Annotated in this window: 18 protein-coding genes and 2 pseudogenes; 17 read left to right on the forward strand and 3 right to left on the reverse strand. The window is 53.7% G+C overall.

Translation table 11 applies throughout. The annotated features are described in order from the left end of the window. The first annotated feature begins 204 nt into the window (after nt 1-204). The 8 genes and pseudogenes from AC07U6_RS13245 to treA all read left to right on the forward strand — a co-directional run bounded on the left by AC07U6_RS13245 (nt 205) and on the right by treA (nt 8,172). Nucleotides 205-1,410, forward strand: coding sequence for a lysozyme inhibitor LprI family protein (locus tag AC07U6_RS13245; RefSeq protein WP_494762353.1), 1,206 nt, complete (start codon nt 205-207; stop codon nt 1,408-1,410). 100 nt (nt 1,411-1,510) lie between these two features. Next, nucleotides 1,511-2,026, forward strand: a complete 516-nt coding sequence (gene eco, locus AC07U6_RS13250; protein WP_494762352.1) for a serine protease inhibitor ecotin — start codon at nt 1,511-1,513, stop codon at nt 2,024-2,026. A 182-nt stretch (nt 2,027-2,208) separates the two neighbouring features. Continuing rightward, on the forward strand, nt 2,209-3,138 hold the full coding sequence (gene argC / locus AC07U6_RS13255; protein WP_494762351.1) for an N-acetyl-gamma-glutamyl-phosphate reductase: 930 nt from the start codon (nt 2,209-2,211) through the stop codon (nt 3,136-3,138). A 212-nt stretch (nt 3,139-3,350) separates the two neighbouring features. After that, nucleotides 3,351-3,953: a CDP-alcohol phosphatidyltransferase family protein gene (locus tag AC07U6_RS13260; protein WP_494762350.1), complete on the forward strand. Its 603-nt coding sequence runs from the start codon at nt 3,351-3,353 to the stop codon at nt 3,951-3,953. A gap of 14 nt (nt 3,954-3,967) precedes the next feature. After that, nucleotides 3,968-5,221 (forward strand): annotated as a pseudogene (locus tag AC07U6_RS13265) (bifunctional alpha/beta hydrolase/class I SAM-dependent methyltransferase); the annotation flags it as partial. A gap of 74 nt (nt 5,222-5,295) precedes the next feature. Then, nucleotides 5,296-5,904 (forward strand): dual specificity protein phosphatase family protein, encoded by a 609-nt coding sequence (locus AC07U6_RS13270; RefSeq protein WP_494762349.1) that lies wholly within the window; start codon nt 5,296-5,298, stop codon nt 5,902-5,904. Next, nucleotides 5,886-6,272, forward strand: coding sequence for a hypothetical protein (locus AC07U6_RS13275; RefSeq protein ID WP_494762348.1), 387 nt, complete (start codon nt 5,886-5,888; stop codon nt 6,270-6,272). Before AC07U6_RS13270 ends, AC07U6_RS13275 begins: the two co-directional genes overlap by 19 nt. Nucleotides 6,273-6,495: 223 nt before the next feature. Beyond that, nucleotides 6,496-8,172, forward strand: a complete 1,677-nt coding sequence (treA, locus tag AC07U6_RS13280; protein WP_494762347.1) for an alpha,alpha-trehalase TreA — start codon at nt 6,496-6,498, stop codon at nt 8,170-8,172. A gap of 325 nt (nt 8,173-8,497) precedes the next feature. Here the strand turns inward: treA and AC07U6_RS13285 are convergent, their stop codons facing one another. Both AC07U6_RS13285 and emtA read right to left on the reverse strand, forming a co-directional pair. Continuing rightward, entirely contained in the window at nt 8,498-8,746 is a 249-nt protein-coding gene (locus AC07U6_RS13285) for a GlsB/YeaQ/YmgE family stress response membrane protein (RefSeq protein WP_105592759.1), read from the reverse strand. Nucleotides 8,747-8,883: 137 nt separating this feature from the next. Continuing rightward, complete coding sequence (gene emtA / locus AC07U6_RS13290) at nt 8,884-9,492, reverse strand: membrane-bound lytic murein transglycosylase EmtA (protein WP_494762346.1); 609 nt, start codon at nt 9,490-9,492, stop codon at nt 8,884-8,886. Between the two features lie 308 nt (nt 9,493-9,800). On the opposite strand from emtA, the gene ldcA reads away from it, so the two are divergent. From ldcA to AC07U6_RS13305, 3 genes are all read left to right on the forward strand, one after another. After that, nucleotides 9,801-10,742 carry a muramoyltetrapeptide carboxypeptidase gene (gene ldcA, locus AC07U6_RS13295; protein WP_494762345.1) on the forward strand — a complete coding sequence of 314 codons (942 nt, stop codon included), beginning with the start codon at nt 9,801-9,803 and terminating at the stop codon, nt 10,740-10,742. Between the two features lie 152 nt (nt 10,743-10,894). Then, entirely contained in the window at nt 10,895-11,140 is a 246-nt protein-coding gene (locus tag AC07U6_RS13300; protein ID WP_494762344.1) for a DinI-like family protein, read from the forward strand. Between the two features lie 407 nt (nt 11,141-11,547). Then, on the forward strand, nt 11,548-11,673 hold the full coding sequence (locus tag AC07U6_RS13305; protein WP_494762343.1) for a hypothetical protein: 126 nt from the start codon (nt 11,548-11,550) through the stop codon (nt 11,671-11,673). Nucleotides 11,674-11,758: 85 nt separating this feature from the next. On the opposite strand, the gene AC07U6_RS13310 is transcribed toward AC07U6_RS13305, so the two are convergent. Continuing rightward, nucleotides 11,759-12,598 carry an ornithine cyclodeaminase family protein gene (locus AC07U6_RS13310; RefSeq protein ID WP_494764809.1) on the reverse strand — a complete coding sequence of 280 codons (840 nt, stop codon included), beginning with the start codon at nt 12,596-12,598 and terminating at the stop codon, nt 11,759-11,761. Nucleotides 12,599-12,826: 228 nt separating this feature from the next. Between AC07U6_RS13310 and AC07U6_RS13315 the strand changes: the two genes are divergently transcribed. From AC07U6_RS13315 to AC07U6_RS13340, 6 genes and pseudogenes are all read left to right on the forward strand, one after another. After that, nucleotides 12,827-13,351 (forward strand): CAT RNA binding domain-containing protein, encoded by a 525-nt coding sequence (locus tag AC07U6_RS13315; protein ID WP_494764805.1) that lies wholly within the window; start codon nt 12,827-12,829, stop codon nt 13,349-13,351. 11 nt (nt 13,352-13,362) lie between these two features. Continuing rightward, complete coding sequence (locus AC07U6_RS13320) at nt 13,363-13,854, forward strand: PRD domain-containing protein (RefSeq protein ID WP_494762341.1); 492 nt, start codon at nt 13,363-13,365, stop codon at nt 13,852-13,854. 185 nt (nt 13,855-14,039) lie between these two features. Next, nucleotides 14,040-14,351: a PTS transporter subunit EIIB gene (locus tag AC07U6_RS13325; RefSeq protein ID WP_494762340.1), complete on the forward strand. Its 312-nt coding sequence runs from the start codon at nt 14,040-14,042 to the stop codon at nt 14,349-14,351. Then, nucleotides 14,293-14,622, forward strand: coding sequence for a hypothetical protein (locus tag AC07U6_RS13330; protein WP_494762339.1), 330 nt, complete (start codon nt 14,293-14,295; stop codon nt 14,620-14,622). Before AC07U6_RS13325 ends, AC07U6_RS13330 begins: the two co-directional genes overlap by 59 nt. After that, nucleotides 14,609-14,893, forward strand: a pseudogene (locus tag AC07U6_RS13335) (family 1 glycosylhydrolase); the annotation flags it as partial. The gene AC07U6_RS13330 and the pseudogene AC07U6_RS13335, both read left to right, overlap by 14 nt. A gap of 17 nt (nt 14,894-14,910) precedes the next feature. Then, on the forward strand, nt 14,911-15,087 hold the full coding sequence (locus tag AC07U6_RS13340; protein ID WP_494762338.1) for a hypothetical protein: 177 nt from the start codon (nt 14,911-14,913) through the stop codon (nt 15,085-15,087). The last annotated feature ends 706 nt before the right edge of the window (nt 15,088-15,793 follow it).

The raw sequence follows: 15,793 nt of genomic DNA on the forward strand, positions 1-15,793 counted from the left end.
CAAAACAGACCGGACGCACAAACGCCCGGTTGAACGGATGCACCACGGCTTGCAAGCGGGTATGAGGGAACATTTCGCTCCCAAAACAGGACATACATTACGGTATTCATTCAAACCATGGTGATACAGGAAATGCGTCTTTTACTTGCCGCTATCTTTAGGATAACGTGGCAAATTATCCCCTCTACTTCAAAAGGAATGCCCATGGCGATACGTGCTGTTCTGTCCGAAAAATCCCGTCTTTTCATGCTGATGCTGCCGGTTATTGGCTGCTTCTCAGCGCAGGCGGCCTCTTTCGACTGCCAGAAAGCAGCGACGCCAACGGAGCAGGCAATCTGTACCGATAAGGCACTCAGTGATAAGGACGCGTCGATTGCAGACAGCTATCGGCAATTGGCCGCGCAGCTGCCCGAGGCGGAAAAAAATACCCTGCGCACCGAGCAGCGAAGCTGGCTGAAGCAGCGTAATACCTGCGCCAGCGACAGCGCCTCGCTTAATTCATGCCTGGGTCAGCAGTTAGCCCAGCGCGAAGGTGAACTCAACGCCCGGCTGCATCAGGCGCAGATGGCGTTAGATACGGTGATTGCCACCATCCCGACAACACCAGCCCAATCAGCGATACAGCTGCGTCACTACAGCAGCAGCCCACTGGCCGCGGCCTGGCTGGTCTATCTACATCGGTTTATTCCGGCCAGCGGCATCAGCCAGCAGGAGGCACAACGGGCCGAAAATAGCGCCATTGCTGCCATCACCGCGCAGGACAGTTTTGCCGCCTCGATTTTGCAAGATACGCGAAAAGATCCAAAAACCTCACGCGGTGAAGCCGCCCTGATGCTGCTGCGCATGACCATTGAAATGAACGACTACGGTACAGAAGACCGTCCCTACGTTCACTGCTTCGTTTTTGCCCGTCAGGGGGATGCGGCTTACCAGGCATTTGGCCCGCTCTACGGTTCAAGCCGTGACGGCTCAGCGCCCATTTGCCCACCACAGGGTGGACTGTTTAAACAGGAAGCCTGGCGACAGCTGCGTAATCAGCTGACCGCACCGGAAAGCGCGGTCAGTGCCAATGCAGGCACTATCCGCTTTGCCAGCTTCGCCGCCTGGCGCATCCTGGCCCTGCGCGCCACGCTGTCACCGCAAAGTTTCCTGAAATCAGAACAAGATACGGAACAAAACGGTGATCCGGTGCAGCGCATTCGCGACTGGACCGATGAAAAGAACTGGCCTGCCACCCAGCGACAGCTGACGCTGGCGGCAATCGAACCCGCACAGCAGGCCACCAGTCAGTGGCTGCAGCTGGAACGTGGTTTTTCCGCTACTGATGCTGCAACCGCCGCACAGAATATTGTCAGACAGTGGCTAAACCAGCATCTGAATTATATTTCAGAGAACAGTGACAGCGAATAATTCCGCAATAACAACCTTGAAGCCATATAACTTACCTTTATAAGCGATTTGTTAGGTGTATAATTCCAGTATTTTCACCGATCATTTAAAGGAAGAAACGATGAATACACTATTTTCAACTCTGTCCGTTCTGCTGCTGGCCGGCTCCGTATCGGCAATTGCGGCTTCGGGTACACAGCAGGAAGGCAGCCCGAACCAACAGCCGCTGGAGAAAATTGCGCCGTATCCGCAGGCCGAAACGGGAATGACTCGCCAGGTGATTACCCTGCCGCCAAAGGATAATGAGCAGGATCTTAAAGTAGAGCTGCTGATCGGTAAAACGCTGGAAGTGGACTGTAACCGGCATATGATTGGTGGCACGCTCAAGCGCGAAACGCTCTCCGGCTGGGGCTATGACTACCTGGTCGTTGATAAACTTTCCGAACCGGCTTCCACCATGATGGCCTGCCCCGATCGCGCCAGACAGCAAAAATTTATCGCCGCCAACCTGGGTGAGGATGCCTTCCAGCGCTACAACAGCCGTCTGCCGATTGTAGTCTATGCGCCAAAAGGCGTCGATGTGAAATACCGTATCTGGCAGGCATCAGAAACGGTAAATCAGGCGACCGAAAAATAAGCATAGCCCTTCCCCCAGCGGGATTTGCCGCCGGTGGGAAGGTCAGAAGCCGCTGACTTCAATCAGCATAAAAAATCCTTCTTCATGAATATTCATGCAGAAATTTTTCATAAAGCGCTTTTAATCTGCTGCAATCTGATTACACTGTTTTTTTCTCATTTTTTCTTAAGGCAAAGGCTGTAATGAGTCAGAAATATCGTGTGTTCATCGACGGTCAGGCGGGTACGACCGGTTTGCAAATCCAGCAGCGTCTGGCCCGTCATCCCCACATCGAATTGCTCAGCATTGACGACGCACAGCGTAAAGAAGCGTCTGTCCGTCAGGCCCTGATGAAACAGGCTGACGTCACTATCCTTTGCCTGCCCGACGCCGCTGCGCGTGAAGCCGTTGCGCTGGCTGATGAAGTCGGTGCCCGCGTGCTGGATGCCAGCTCGGCGCACCGCGTGCAGGACGGCTGGGTTTACGGTCTGCCTGAACTGGATGCCGGTCAGCGCGAAAAAATCCGCCAGGCGAGCCACGTCTCTAACCCGGGCTGCTATGCCACCGGCGCTATCGCCCTGCTCGCCCCGCTGACCCGTGCCGGACTGCTGGCCGCCGATCGTCCGCTGGCGATCAACGCCGTATCAGGATACAGCGGCGGCGGTAAAGCGATGATTGAAAAGTACCAGCAGCAGGGTACCGGCTTTGCCGCCTACGGTCTGGGCTTCGATCATAAGCATCTGAAAGAGATGCAGGCCTGGGGTGGACTAAGCACCCGACCGATCTTCCAGCCGGGCGTGGGTGACTATGCACAGGGCATGCTGGTATTTATTCCGCTGAACGATACTGACGGCGAGCCGTTGCAGCATGAACTGGCGGCGTTCTATGCAGGTCAGCAGTTTATCCAGGTTCGCGAACTGAATAATCTGGATGGCGACACTGCGCCATACCTGCTGCCGGAAGCGTTAAACAACAGCAACAATATGGAGCTGTTTGTCTTTACCCACCCGCAGCAGCGCCAGACGATACTGGTTGCGCGCCTGGACAACCTCGGTAAAGGCGCATCCGGGGCTGCCGTGCAGAACCTGAATATTATGCTGGGCCTGGCGGAAGAAACCTGCGTTAACCTGTAACCACTGTTAAGCCGGGAACCGCAATGTTCCCGGCTCTCCGCCCGCTGGGGCGGCAAAAGTCCCCATCTGAGTTATATTTATCCGCATCCCTCCCCGTATTGCGCCCCAATGCACACGCGGGAAAGTCATGGTGGTATTCGTAGCACACACCGGATATCCATCACACCCGAGCGGGCAAAGCGCCCGTTGTGAAGAAAGGCAGGAGCCATCACGTGACGCTGTACGACATCAAACCCAAATTTCAGAACCTGTTAAGACCGCTGGTTGCCCGGCTGCATGCACGCGGCGTGACCGCAAACCAGGTCACCCTGCTGGCCATGCTGGCTTCGATCGTGCTGGGCGGCATATTAATCGCCTTCCCGTACCCGCTGTTATTTATCTCCCTGCCGATTTTTTTGTTCCTGCGCATGGCGCTGAACGCCATCGACGGCATGCTGGCGAGGGAATTCAACCAGCAGTCCACGCTGGGTGCGGTACTGAATGAAGTCGGTGACATCATCTCCGATGCCGCGCTCTATCTGGCTTTTGCTTTCGTGGTTGGCATCTCGCCGTGGCTGGTGATTCTGGTGGTGCTGCTGGCCTGGCTGACGGAGTTCTGCGGGATAATCTGCCAGACGCTGACCGGCGTGCGCGACTATCGCGGACCGCTGGGGAAAAGCGATCGCGCCTTTGTCTTCGGCGCTTCGGGTCTGGTGATTGCCCTCTGGCCGCAGTCTATCCCCGCGTTTAACGTGGTATTTGCCGTCTGCGCCCTGCTGCTGGTCTGGACCTGTATTAACCGCTGCCGCAGCGCAACTGCGGCGAAAACCGCCTGAAAAAGGAAACGGCCATGAGTCAGCCATCACGTGAATGTCAGGAAGGCACCTTCGCCACCAGTGACGGAGCCTCGCTCTATTTTCGCCACTGGCCTGCTGTGGAAAGCGGCAGCCGTAAAGTCATCGTGTTGTTCCATCGCGGGCACGAGCACTCCGGGCGATTGCAGCACATTGTCGATGAGCTGATGATGCCCGATACGCACTTTTATGCCTGGGACGCGCGCGGCCACGGCAACACGCCCGGCGATCGCGGCTACAGCCCGAGCCTGGCCCGTTCAGTGCTGGACGTGGATGAATTCGTACGCTTTGTTGCCCGGGATGCACAGGTTGCGCTCGAGGATATCGTGGCAGTTGCCCAAAGCGTCGGCGCGGTTCTGGTCGCCACCTGGGTCCACGACTACGCGCCGAAAATACGCGGCATGGTGCTGGCGTCCCCGGCCTTTAAGGTCAAACTGTATGTGCCTTTTGCCCGCGCAGGGTTGGGATTAATGCAGCGCATACGCGGGCTGTTTTACGTCAATTCCTATGTGAAGGGGAAATTCCTCAGCCACGATCCGCAGCGTATCGCCAGCTTCGAGCAGGACCCGTTGATTACCCGCCAGATCGCCGTCAATATCCTGCTGGATCTGTATAAGACCGCCGAACGCATCGTCTCCGATTCTGCTGCTATCACCCTGCCGACCCAGCTGCTGATTTCCGGCGATGACTTCGTGGTGCACGCAAAACCGCAGAAGCAGTTTTATGCCGGACTGCGCAGCGCGATCAAAGAACAGCATATTCTGCCCGGCTTCTACCACGACACGCTGGGCGAGAAGAATCGCCAGCTGGCACTCGATAAGATGAGAAGTTTTATCGATCGTCTGTATACGACTGCACCTTACGTCTTTGACTATGGCCAGGAAGACCGCTGGAGCCCGAGCGCGGACGCCTTCCGCGAACTACAGGCTCCCCCGAATTCACGTTCGCCGGAGGGGCTGTTTTACGCCGCGATGCGCTACGGGATGAAAACGATTGGCCGACAGTCTGCGGGAATGCGGCTGGGTTATGAAACCGGCTTCGATTCCGGCAGCACGCTGGATTACATCTACCGCAATCGGCCAGAAGGCAACGGCATACTGGGACGAGTCATCGATCGTCAGTATCTGAACAGCATCGGCTGGCGCGGCATCCGGGTGCGGAAAGAAAACCTCCAGCAGATGATTAGCACCGCGGTAGCGCACCTGCAGCAGGCTCATCTGCCGGTGCGGGTGGCTGGCGCTGGCAGCGGCCCTCTTCTCACGCCCTGCAGCTTGGGGCACGCTATGCCGCTGGTGCGCTGCTGCTAGGGCTTATCCCGTGGGCGATGCCTTACTGTGTTGTATTGCTGTGGCCCGCCGCCGCACTGCTGATGGTGGCAGCCGGGTATGCCGGACTGGGAACCCGCGTATTTCAGAAAACGCCAGAGGGCCAGATATCGCTTTCGGCCCGCTGGCTGCTGTGGCCCTATCTGGCCGGAGCCTGGCTTTCAAAGCGCTGGTTTTCCCGCGCGCTGCCTGCGACTTCGCCCATTTTCGGCGGTGTGTCCCTCGGCAGTTTTCCCGATAAGGCACCACGCAATACGCCCGTGCTGGATCTGACCGCTGAATTTCACCACTGCCCCGAACCAGCAACGATCTGGTACAGCTGTCCGATGATGGATCTGCTGGTGCCGGAAATCGCCGATCTGCAGCGCGCGGTGGATCGGCTAAGCCTGCTGCGTCAGTCACAGGAAACGCTGCTGGTCTGCTGCGCCCTCGGCCTGTCGCGCAGCGCGACGGTGGTGGCCGCCTGGCTGCTGACGGAAAACCACGCCGACAGTGTTGAAGCTGCGGTGGCAATGGTCCGTTCGCAGCGACCTCAGGTGGTGCTGACGCCGGACCACCTGCGGCTGCTGGAACGCTTTAAGGAGGCACAGTGCCCGACATCCGTATGACGCAGCGTGTTATTCACATCCATCTCGCCAGCTGGCGCTTCTTTTCCGCGCTGGCCCTGCCGCCGCTATTGCTGGCTTTGCTTCTGCTCGGGTCATATCAGAGCGCTATGTTACTGGTGCTGTTTCTGCTGACGCAGTATTACTGCTGGCGTCTGTGGCTGGATGAGCGGCTGTTTCAGCTGGTAAACAATGAGGATGACCTTGCCGCATTTGACGCAGGGATGGCTCATCTGTGGGCTGTGAAACCCGGGGCTACGCGTTCACTGGAGGATCGCTGGCTGGGCGCACGTCGGATATTTCATCGGGCAATCTATGCGCTAATCTGCCTCTGGCTGGTGGCGATCTTTGCCACACTGTGGATGATTTAGTCAGACACTGGCCTGAACTGCCGCCGATGCCGTTATCCATCCGACTTTATGAATAAATAACGTATTATCGGCACGGTTTTTCCCGCCTTCTTAACCGTAAAAATGCCCGTCTGACTCACATTTCCCGACCTGATTCCCTGACCAAATGCGAAAAGTCGTCTAAAGTTTTTCGCAGGGTCAATAGCTTACAGATCAAACCGGATCTGGACATGGAGAAAAGCCGATGAAAAAAGTCGAACAACGTCGATTGAGTACGCGCCTGATTTATCCGCTCCTGCTGGCGGGAATGGTCGCGGCCAGCTGTGCGGCGCAGGCGGAAGATAATCAGCGGATGCTGAGCAGTACTCCGCAGCCGCCGGATGTGCGTCTCGGACCGCTGTATCATGCCGTTCAGGCAGCGAAACTCTACCCGGACCAGAAAACCTTCGCCGATGCGGTGCCTCGCGGCGATCCGACCTCCATTCTCGCCGACTGGCAGATGCAGAAAACCCAGGGCAACTTTGACCTTAAGCGCTTTGTGAATACCAACTTTACGCTGCCCGCAGAGGGGGAAAAGTATGTGCCTCCCGCCGGGCAGAGCCTGCGTGAGCACATTAACGGCCTGTGGCCGGTGCTGACCCGTTCCGCCAGCCAGGCTAACCAGTGGGATTCCCTGCTGCCGCTGCCGAAGCCCTATGTGGTTCCGGGCGGTCGCTTCCGCGAAGTCTATTACTGGGACAGCTATTTCACCATGCTGGGGCTGGCGGAAAGCGGCCACTGGGATCGCGTGCAGGATATGGTCGATAACTTTGCCTCGGAGCTGGATAAATACGGCCATATTCCGAACGGCAACCGTAGTTATTACCTGAGCCGCTCACAGCCGCCGTTCTTCAGCATGATGGTCGATCTGCTGGCCACTCACGGCGGCGACGAGGTTTACAGTAAATATCGCCCGCAGCTGCAAAAAGAGTATGACTACTGGATGGCCGACGCCGATAGCGTTGCTGCCGGTGCTGCCAGCAGGCGCGTGGTAAAGCTGAAAGACGGCACGGTGCTGAACCGCTACTGGGATACGCGTGATGTGCCGCGAACCGAATCCTATATGGACGACATCAGCACCGCCGATAAAGCCAAAAATCGTGAAAAGGCCGCGCTGTACCGCGATCTGCGTGCGGGCGCGGCTTCGGGCTGGGATTTCAGTTCCCGCTGGTTTGATAAGCCCGACGATCTCAGCACGATCCACACCACCCGCATCGTTCCGGTCGATTTGAATGCCCTGGTGTTCCATCTGGAGAAAACCCTGGCGAAAGCCAACCGGATCGCCAAAGACGATGCGGCGGCGAAGCGTTTTGATACGCAGGCTGAAACCCGCAAGCAGGCGATCAACCGCTATCTGTGGGATGAAAAACAGGGCTGGTATGCAGACTACGACTGGCAGAAAGCCAGCGTGCGCCCGCAGCTGACCGCCGCCGCGCTGTTCCCGCTCTATCTGCAGGCGGCTACCGATGACCACGCGAGCAAAACTGCCAGCGCCGTACAGGCGCAGCTGCTGAAGGAAGGTGGCCTGGTAACCACAACTGTTAATAATGGGCAGCAGTGGGATGCGCCTAACGGCTGGGCACCGTTACAGTGGGCCGCCGTTGAGGGGCTGAATCACTATGGCAAGCAGGAACTGGCAAAAGAGGTTGGCATGCGCTTCCTGCAGAATGTGCAGGCGACCTATGATAAAGAGCACAAGCTGGTGGAAAAATACGTGGTGGAAGGAAAAGGCCTGGGCGGTGGTGGCGGTGGTGAATATCCGCTACAGGACGGTTTTGGCTGGACCAACGGGGTTACACTGAAGCTGCTGGATCTGTACTGCCCGAAAGATAAAACTTGTAATAATGTGGGTGATATCGGAGTGAAGAAAGCGGCGCAGTAGCGTGGATTCACTTTTTTTAGCCTTTCGGACCAGCGCAGACGGGGCTGCATGACCGATGGCAACGCAGACTGGCAGGAGAGAATCAGTTTCTGCTTCTGATCTTTCTCGGCGAATCCTGACCAGTTAGCCGATAGGGAAGTTTGTTGCCTGGCCCTGTCCTGCTGCGAAACCCATAACCGAAAGGGAGTCAGCCGGTAGGGCAGACGGGCAATCCGCAGCGCCTGCACCAATGCAAGCATCCACGCCACCAATAAAAAAGCCACCCTCCTTAACAGAGAGTGGCTCCTCAATTCTCAACGAAACCAGCCCACAGGCTTTATCCGTATCAGCTACGTACCTTACGGTAAATCCACAGCACCACAATCGCGCCGATCACCGCAACCACAAAGCTGCCGAAATTAAACCCGTCAACCTTACCAAAACCAAAGAAGGTACTGATCCAGCCGCCGACGACCGCACCGACAACCCCCAGCACCACGGTAATGATAAAACCGCCACCGTCCTTACCTGGCATAATCCACTTGGCGATAATACCGGCGATCAATCCAAAAATGATCCATGACAGAATACCCATTTACTCCCCCTTAATGATTACCGTTATCAAACTGGCACGATTAAAACTACACTAAGTATAGGAGAGGATTCTAAGTCTGTGATTTAAGGACGAACTTTTTCTGAAAATTTTTTGCCATTTATCAAAATCCGTTAGGTTCAGATCGTCCGATAGGCCGTTGTCACTTTCCATAAATAGCGCGGTGCCTGTGCCGCCGGGTGATTGTTCTGTACGTGCTGATAAAACTCATCCGGACTCATGGCATTAATCATGGCAATCGCCCGGTTACGATCCCGCGAGAAAGTCCGCAGTAGCGCCCCCGCACCGTTAGCATATGAAACGATTGTCGCGTAGCGCAGCGTTTCAGGATTGCGGATACCGGCCAGCTGTTGCTGCTGTAAAATACGCAGATAAGCCGTGCCGATATCGATGTTTTTGACCGGATCGCGCAGTTCACTTTTGCTCGGCTGCCCGTGGCGGCCCTGCGCACGATACACTTCACGCCCGGCAGTGGAGGCTTTAATCTGCATCAGGCCAACGGCGTTAGACTTGCTGACCGCCGTCGGATTGCCGCCGGACTCCACGGCAATAATGGCATCCACCAGTTTCTGATCGACCCCGTAGCTACGGGCGGCGTTTTCAGTAAAGAGTGACCAGGCTTGTGCCACTTTCTGTGGCGGAGCTGACGTCAGCGGGGTATCCGGCTGATGAACGATCTTCTTTGTGGATTCGCTGGCGCAACCTGCCAGCAGTAGTGCAGCCATCATTGCTGCTAATTTCACGCATTTATGCACGCTTGTTTATCCTCTGGGCCTGGCGTCGCGCCTATCATACGACTTGCCGGTTAGCAGAAAATTGCCGTAATTCTTAATTTGCTGGCTGCGGCTGATGACATCACTACGGCTTTTCGTCATCATCGAAAGAATTCGACAGCGAGTGTACAAAAATAATTCACTTACCGGCGTATAAATTTTCACCGGCCTGCGGCAGAGCACACTTTTTATTGCCGCATAGGGTGTCAAAATTGTTGATAATCGTCGGTAAAACCACCATCCGGATGAGATAAGTACGTATTATGACCGTGTCTCCACGAAATATTCATCTGATCGCCCCTTCTGGCTTTTGTCACAATCCGGATGCCGCACTGCGCGGTATTGAGCGCCTGCGGACGGACGGACATCGGGTGACCCATACCGACATTATCACCCGGCGCGAACAGCGTTTTGCTGGTAGCGACAGCCAGCGACTGGCTGACGTTAACGATCTTGCGCGGCTGGAAACGCTGCCGGATATTGTGCTGGCCGTACGCGGCGGCTATGGTGCCAGCCGCCTGCTGCCGAATCTTGACTATAAGAGCCTGACGGATCGTCTGCGCGGCGAACCTGTCGCACTCTGCGGGCACAGTGACTTCACCGCCATACAGCTTGCCCTGCTGGCTCAGACCGGATTGCAGAGCTTTAGCGGCCCCATGCTGGCAGGGAATTTTGGTGCGGAAACGCTCTCTGATTTCACCCTCGCCAACTTCTGGCTGGCACTAACCTCTGCGCAGTTCACCCTTCGCTGGCAGACCACGCCACAGCAGCTCAGCACTTCGGGCACGCTCTGGGGGGGAAACCTGGCGATGATCGCCTCGCTGATCGGCACACCGTGGTTGCCGAATATCCGCGACGGAATTCTGGTGATCGAGGATGTTAATGAGCATCCCTTCCGCGTTGAACGCATGCTGCTACAGCTGTTGGAAAGCGGTATTCTGGCGCGGCAAAAAGCCATTGTGACCGGCAGTTTTACCGGCAACACGCTTTCTGACTACGATAACGGTTACGATTTCAGCAGCGTATGGGAGCTGATTACACAGCGTAGCGGACTGCCGCTGGTGACAGGGCTGGACTTCGGCCACGGTCACGATACCGTTACGCTACCACTGGGAGCACAAGCCGAGCTCAGTGTTAATGGCAGCGATGCAGCACTGACGATTTCCGGCCATCCCACCCTCGGATCGTCACCAGCGAATCAGTGATTCGACGAAAACGTATCCGCAGCGCGGTATATTTGACTGAAGCCAGCCAGCACGCGGGTCGAGCACCTAGTCGGTTCGCGAAATAGTGTTTGAACCCGCCTGCATATACCTGTATTTTTATACAGATAAATTCAAAGAGAGCAGAAGCAAAAATGTTTGTTGAACTGATTTATGACAAGCGCAACGTGGCCGGACTGGCTAACGCTGAGCAGCTAATACTCGGCGAGCTGGAAAAACGCGTTCAGCGTGTTTTTCCTGATGCGCTGGTCAAAGTAAAACCGATGCAGGCCAACGGCGTAAAAAGCGACGCCAGTAAAACCGATAAGGCCACGCTGATGCGCATTATCGAAGAGATGTTTGATAACGCTGATGAATGGTTGATCGCTGAAGAGTTTTGACACAAAAAAGGGTGATTCGACATTTTTTTGATTTCGCTCTCAAATAACGCGTTTTTGCCTGGTAATAACTAAGAATACTCCTATCATTAAAATTAATCGATTTCCCTGGTGTTGGCCCGCATTAAAGCTCTTGGCGGGCTTTTTTTTTGCGTAAATATAAATAAATATTAACTGTTATAACATACACTGCCTAATCCCTCCTGAAACAATTCTTATGCTTTCTTCGTTTTTAATCATGCCTTGCAATCCAAAACATTCCCCTCAGGCGCGATCGACCAGTAGCCAGCCTTGCCACATTTTGGCACCGCAAAATTGTGATTCCGATCAATGCATAATCGACACTTTAGGTGCAGCATAGCCACGCTGTTAACGTTCCTGACAGAAGAAAAAACAACGAAAGGACAGAAATGAACGCCGTACTATTTTGCGCTCTGTTGCTGATTGGGGGGCCATTGATGGGATTTTTGGTGATTGTTGGTGCCTGCCTGCCGGGGATGCTGGCTGAAATCCTGCATCGACCCGGGCGTCACTAGACCCGGAGGTCATTAGCCGGTATTCACCCGATAAGCGCCTGTCAAAATAACGACCGGGTGAATCACACCTTATCTACGCTACGGGCTATCGATTTAAACGATCAATCACCGGCAGGCTGACCATCAGGTCCGGGTGCGCGCCGCCCGCATTCTTATACAGCGTAATATCCTGCCTCTGCCGACTGAAGGTCGTACTCTGGCACATCTCGTAGAGATCGGCCTCAATATGCTGTTCAGTAATCATGCCCAGCTGCAGTGGGATATGAAGATCGCCGGACATTGCGGCGTTGGTTCGGTCATCGACAAATATCCGCGCTTTTGCCACCCCTTCACAGTCCGCTTCCTGCACATCCGGGCGATATCCGCCCAGCAGATCAATATGCGTGCAGGGCTGCACATCTTTCCCCAAAATCAGCGGTGACGCGGAACTGGTCGCGGCAGTGATAATATCCGCACAGCTCACGACCGCGTTAAGATCCTGCGCAATTTCCGCCTCAACCCCCTTCTCTCTCAGCGTAGCCAGCGTCGCAGCCAGCTTTTCAGCCGTGCGGTTCCACAGCAGCACGGTGCGAATGGACGGCCGAATATGCAAATAAGCATCAACCAGCGCCGTCGCCACCGCTCCGGCCCCCAACGCCAGCAGCGTGGCGCTATCTTCACGGCTCAGTATCCGGGCAGCAGTCACCGAATCCGCCGCCGTTTTCCAGCGGGTAATCGCCGGGCCATCAAGTACGGCAGAGATCGCCCGGGTATCTTCGTCAATGACTACAAAGGCGGCATCCTCAACCGCGCGTGGCGGCGTTGCCTGTGCATTAGCCGGATAAATTGAAGCGATTTTGAATCCGGCACCGTGCCCGGGCAGAATAACGCCCCGGCTAAGCAGGCCATAAACGGCATCACCGAGGAAAAAGCCTTCCCCCGGTATGGCGAGCCCCCAGGTGCGCTGAGTAAATGGCGTTGATTACGCCCTCCCATTCCAGCAGGTCATGAATGTTTTTTGCGGAAATAAATTGCATAAAACAGCTCCTGAACGTAATCAGCACGAAATCAACAAATAAGGGGATAGGTACGGCTTAAGAATGTGCATACCGAACAGATGCAGATCAACTGCTGAATTTTATGACGCCCCGCAAAGATAGAAAGTCTTTACGTTATGGTAGAAAATTCAGGCCGGGAGCTATTTTTATATTTAAATAAATCAATATGTTATATTTTATTTATTTCTGTTCACGCTTTGGTGAATAAGCGCTTCGACCACCGGGTAATTGACATTCTGGTGTGTACTCATCTATTTTTCCCGGATAAATCTCCCGCCCTGTTCCTTCTGGAGCTTGTGATGAAAATAGATCGAATACTGAATAACAATGTTGTTATCACCGTTGATGACAATTTGCAGGAAATAGTGGTCATGGGCAAAAGCATCGGCTTTAACAAGAAAGCCGGAGAATACATTAACCCGACTAACATTGAGAAAACATTTTCACTGGATAATCCCTACAGCGATCACTTCAGGTCATTACTGGATCAGGTTTCGAAAGAGTGCATCCTTGCAACAGAGGCGATTATTTCTCTGGCCCGCGGTCGGTTGCCGGGAAAACGACACGACAGCTTATTAATTTCACTGGTTGATCACTTACACTATGCACTACAGCGATTTTCAGAAAACATCAGCATTTAAAATGCGTTACTGTGGGAAATAAAAAAAGTTTACCCGCACGAGTACGATATCGGGAAAGACGCGCTTCAGATTATTTATCAGCATACCGGCACACTTTAGCCGAAGACGAAGCCGGGTTTATCGCCCTGCATCTGGTCAACGCCCAGCTCAATAATAATATGCAAAACATGATGAAGTTCACTCATTTTATGCAGGACGTATTAAGCCTGGTCGCCTACCACTTTGATATTACCTACCAGGAAAAGACATTAAGCTATCAGCGTTTTGTTACCCATCTCAAATTTTTCGCTCAGCGCATCCTCAATAAAAAGCATCTGGATATTGGCGATCCCGATCTGGCTAACTTAGTGAAAGAAAAATATAAATACGACTATTCATGCGAAATAAAAATAAGCAAATACAGTGAATTACATCACGATCATCGATTGAAAATGGATGAACTGATGTTTCTGGCTATCCACATTGAACAGGTAAAAATAGCGATTTCCACAGAGGATAAATAGCGTTTCTTTTTGTGAGACACTTCACACAGTGTCATAACATTAAGAAAAATACTTGTCGGGACGGAAGTTTGAGATTATAAATTTTTCCACAACAGGATTGTTATCTTCTCGCCAAGCTGGCGCGCTGAGCAAAACCTAACTACACCTCCCGAATCAGGTCAACGGGAAGGAAAGTTAGGTTTTTTTTGCCTAAAATTTCCTTCTCAGCAAACTCTGACACGAGGTTAGTTATGGGATATGCCCAGTTATGTGCTGAAATCATATCCGGCGTGGGTGGCCGGGATAATATTATCAGCGTGATTCATTGCGCCCCCCGTCTGCGCTTCAAGCTGAAAGACAGCGGCATTTCTCAGGCAGAAAAATTAAAAAAGATGGCCGGAATAATTACCGTCGTTGAGAGCAGCGGACAATTTCGGGTGGTTATCGGCAGCCACGTTGGTGAAGTTTACAACCAGCTTGTTGAGTATATCCCCGAGAATAACGCCGGGGGGAAATAGCGATGAAAACGTCTTATCACCTTCATCTCCACGCGGTTTTAAAGCCGTCTTAAACAGCACCATCGATATCATATCCAGCATCTTTGCTCCACTTATTGGGATATTAGTCGCCGCCGGGCTATTAAAAGTCTCGCTGATTATCGCCACGCTTTTTCACTGGATAAATAAAGAGGACGGAACGTATCTTATTCTCTTTTCTGCCAGCGATGCGGTATTTTTCTTTATGCCCGTGCTGCTGGGATATACCGCCGGGAGTGTGGCTGACCTTTAATGAAATCAACGCCGCGCTGTTCGTACACTTTGGCCCGCAGGGCCTGCCGGAAGGCAGCAGCCCGCAGGAAGTTTATCAGGCTGTCCACCACCAGCTGGTCGCCAGCGCACGCGTGGTCAAAGCCTGCCACCGCATTATTCCTGATGCCAAAATTGGCAATATGGTGGCGGCAATGCCGCAATACCCGCTGACCTGTCACCCCGATGATGTGCTGGAAGCACAGCGTAAAGAGCGGGAGTGGCTGTTCTTCTTCGTCGTTCAGGCCCGGGGAGAGATGAGCCGAACTACGTGGGACAGCGCCTGACCACCAGCAATGCGCTCAGCGCGGATATGACTTACGATCTGGCGCGTCTTGGCCTGGGTGAGGGTGCCCAGCTGCGTCTTGGTGCGATGTATGCCTATAACAATTTCAAAAGCAACGGTCAGGACGGGCATGTGGCGATCAGCGATCTGTCCATCTACTAGCCGTTATTCGACAACCGGGTGATCCTGCATTACGGCTATTTAGCCTGGCTGACGCATTTCTACGGCCTGTACCTTGGCAGCGGCACGGCAGCGGCGTAGAAAGCTACAGCGCCACGGCATCCACCGCCTATACGCTGCGCGTCAGTAACGGCATATATTGGACCAAATCAGTTAGCCTGGACGCATCACCCCTCCGTTACCCCAAAAGAGGACGATGCATGGAGCCTGCTGACGCAGATTGTCATTAATCTTTAGCAGATATCCGACATCAAGCCCGGTATCCGGGCTTGATGTTCGTTTTGAGGCGTGACTTTACGCGCCTGCATCTGCGCTCTAATGCATATCTCACCGACAAGGTGGAAACCAACAGCACAATGGTGAAATCACCGCCGATCGCCCGCTGCCTGCCGTCGAACTAAAGCGTCCACTTAACAATAAGTGTTACCTGTCACAATAAATATCAAAACTTTTGGCATGGAATACAGGAAGAATAATTACCGGGAAATAAAGAAAATTATGGGTAAAAATATGAAACCGTTTACAGAAAAAATAAAATACGGGATATGCTAATATCAGAATATGACCATCAGAAAATAGTGGCAATAAACTAAGCGTTGAGTATATTTATTTCGTTCCCCCTCCCCCCCCATATTCAACGGGGAACACCTCAAAAAAAATTAATGCAACACATTAAAATAAAAAGAGA

The organism is Erwinia sp. GW821-FHT03D09 (genome assembly GCF_059420805.1).

Coding starts and splice junctions, on each gene's coding strand:
- AC07U6_RS13245 (WP_494762353.1), top strand. CDS start 205: ATGGCGATACGTGCTGTTCTGTCCGAAAAATCCCGTCTTTTCATGCTG.
- eco (WP_494762352.1), top strand. CDS start 1,511: ATGAATACACTATTTTCAACTCTGTCCGTTCTGCTGCTGGCCGGCTCC.
- argC (WP_494762351.1), top strand. CDS start 2,209: ATGAGTCAGAAATATCGTGTGTTCATCGACGGTCAGGCGGGTACGACC.
- AC07U6_RS13270 (WP_494762349.1), top strand. CDS start 5,296: ATGCCTTACTGTGTTGTATTGCTGTGGCCCGCCGCCGCACTGCTGATG.
- treA (WP_494762347.1), top strand. CDS start 6,496: ATGAAAAAAGTCGAACAACGTCGATTGAGTACGCGCCTGATTTATCCG.
- AC07U6_RS13285 (WP_105592759.1), bottom strand. CDS start 8,746: ATGGGTATTCTGTCATGGATCATTTTTGGATTGATCGCCGGTATTATC.
- emtA (WP_494762346.1), bottom strand. CDS start 9,492: ATGATGGCTGCACTACTGCTGGCAGGTTGCGCCAGCGAATCCACAAAG.
- ldcA (WP_494762345.1), top strand. CDS start 9,801: ATGACCGTGTCTCCACGAAATATTCATCTGATCGCCCCTTCTGGCTTT.
- AC07U6_RS13300 (WP_494762344.1), top strand. CDS start 10,895: ATGTTTGTTGAACTGATTTATGACAAGCGCAACGTGGCCGGACTGGCT.
- AC07U6_RS13305 (WP_494762343.1), top strand. CDS start 11,548: ATGAACGCCGTACTATTTTGCGCTCTGTTGCTGATTGGGGGGCCATTG.
- AC07U6_RS13315 (WP_494764805.1), top strand. CDS start 12,827: ATGGTAGAAAATTCAGGCCGGGAGCTATTTTTATATTTAAATAAATCA.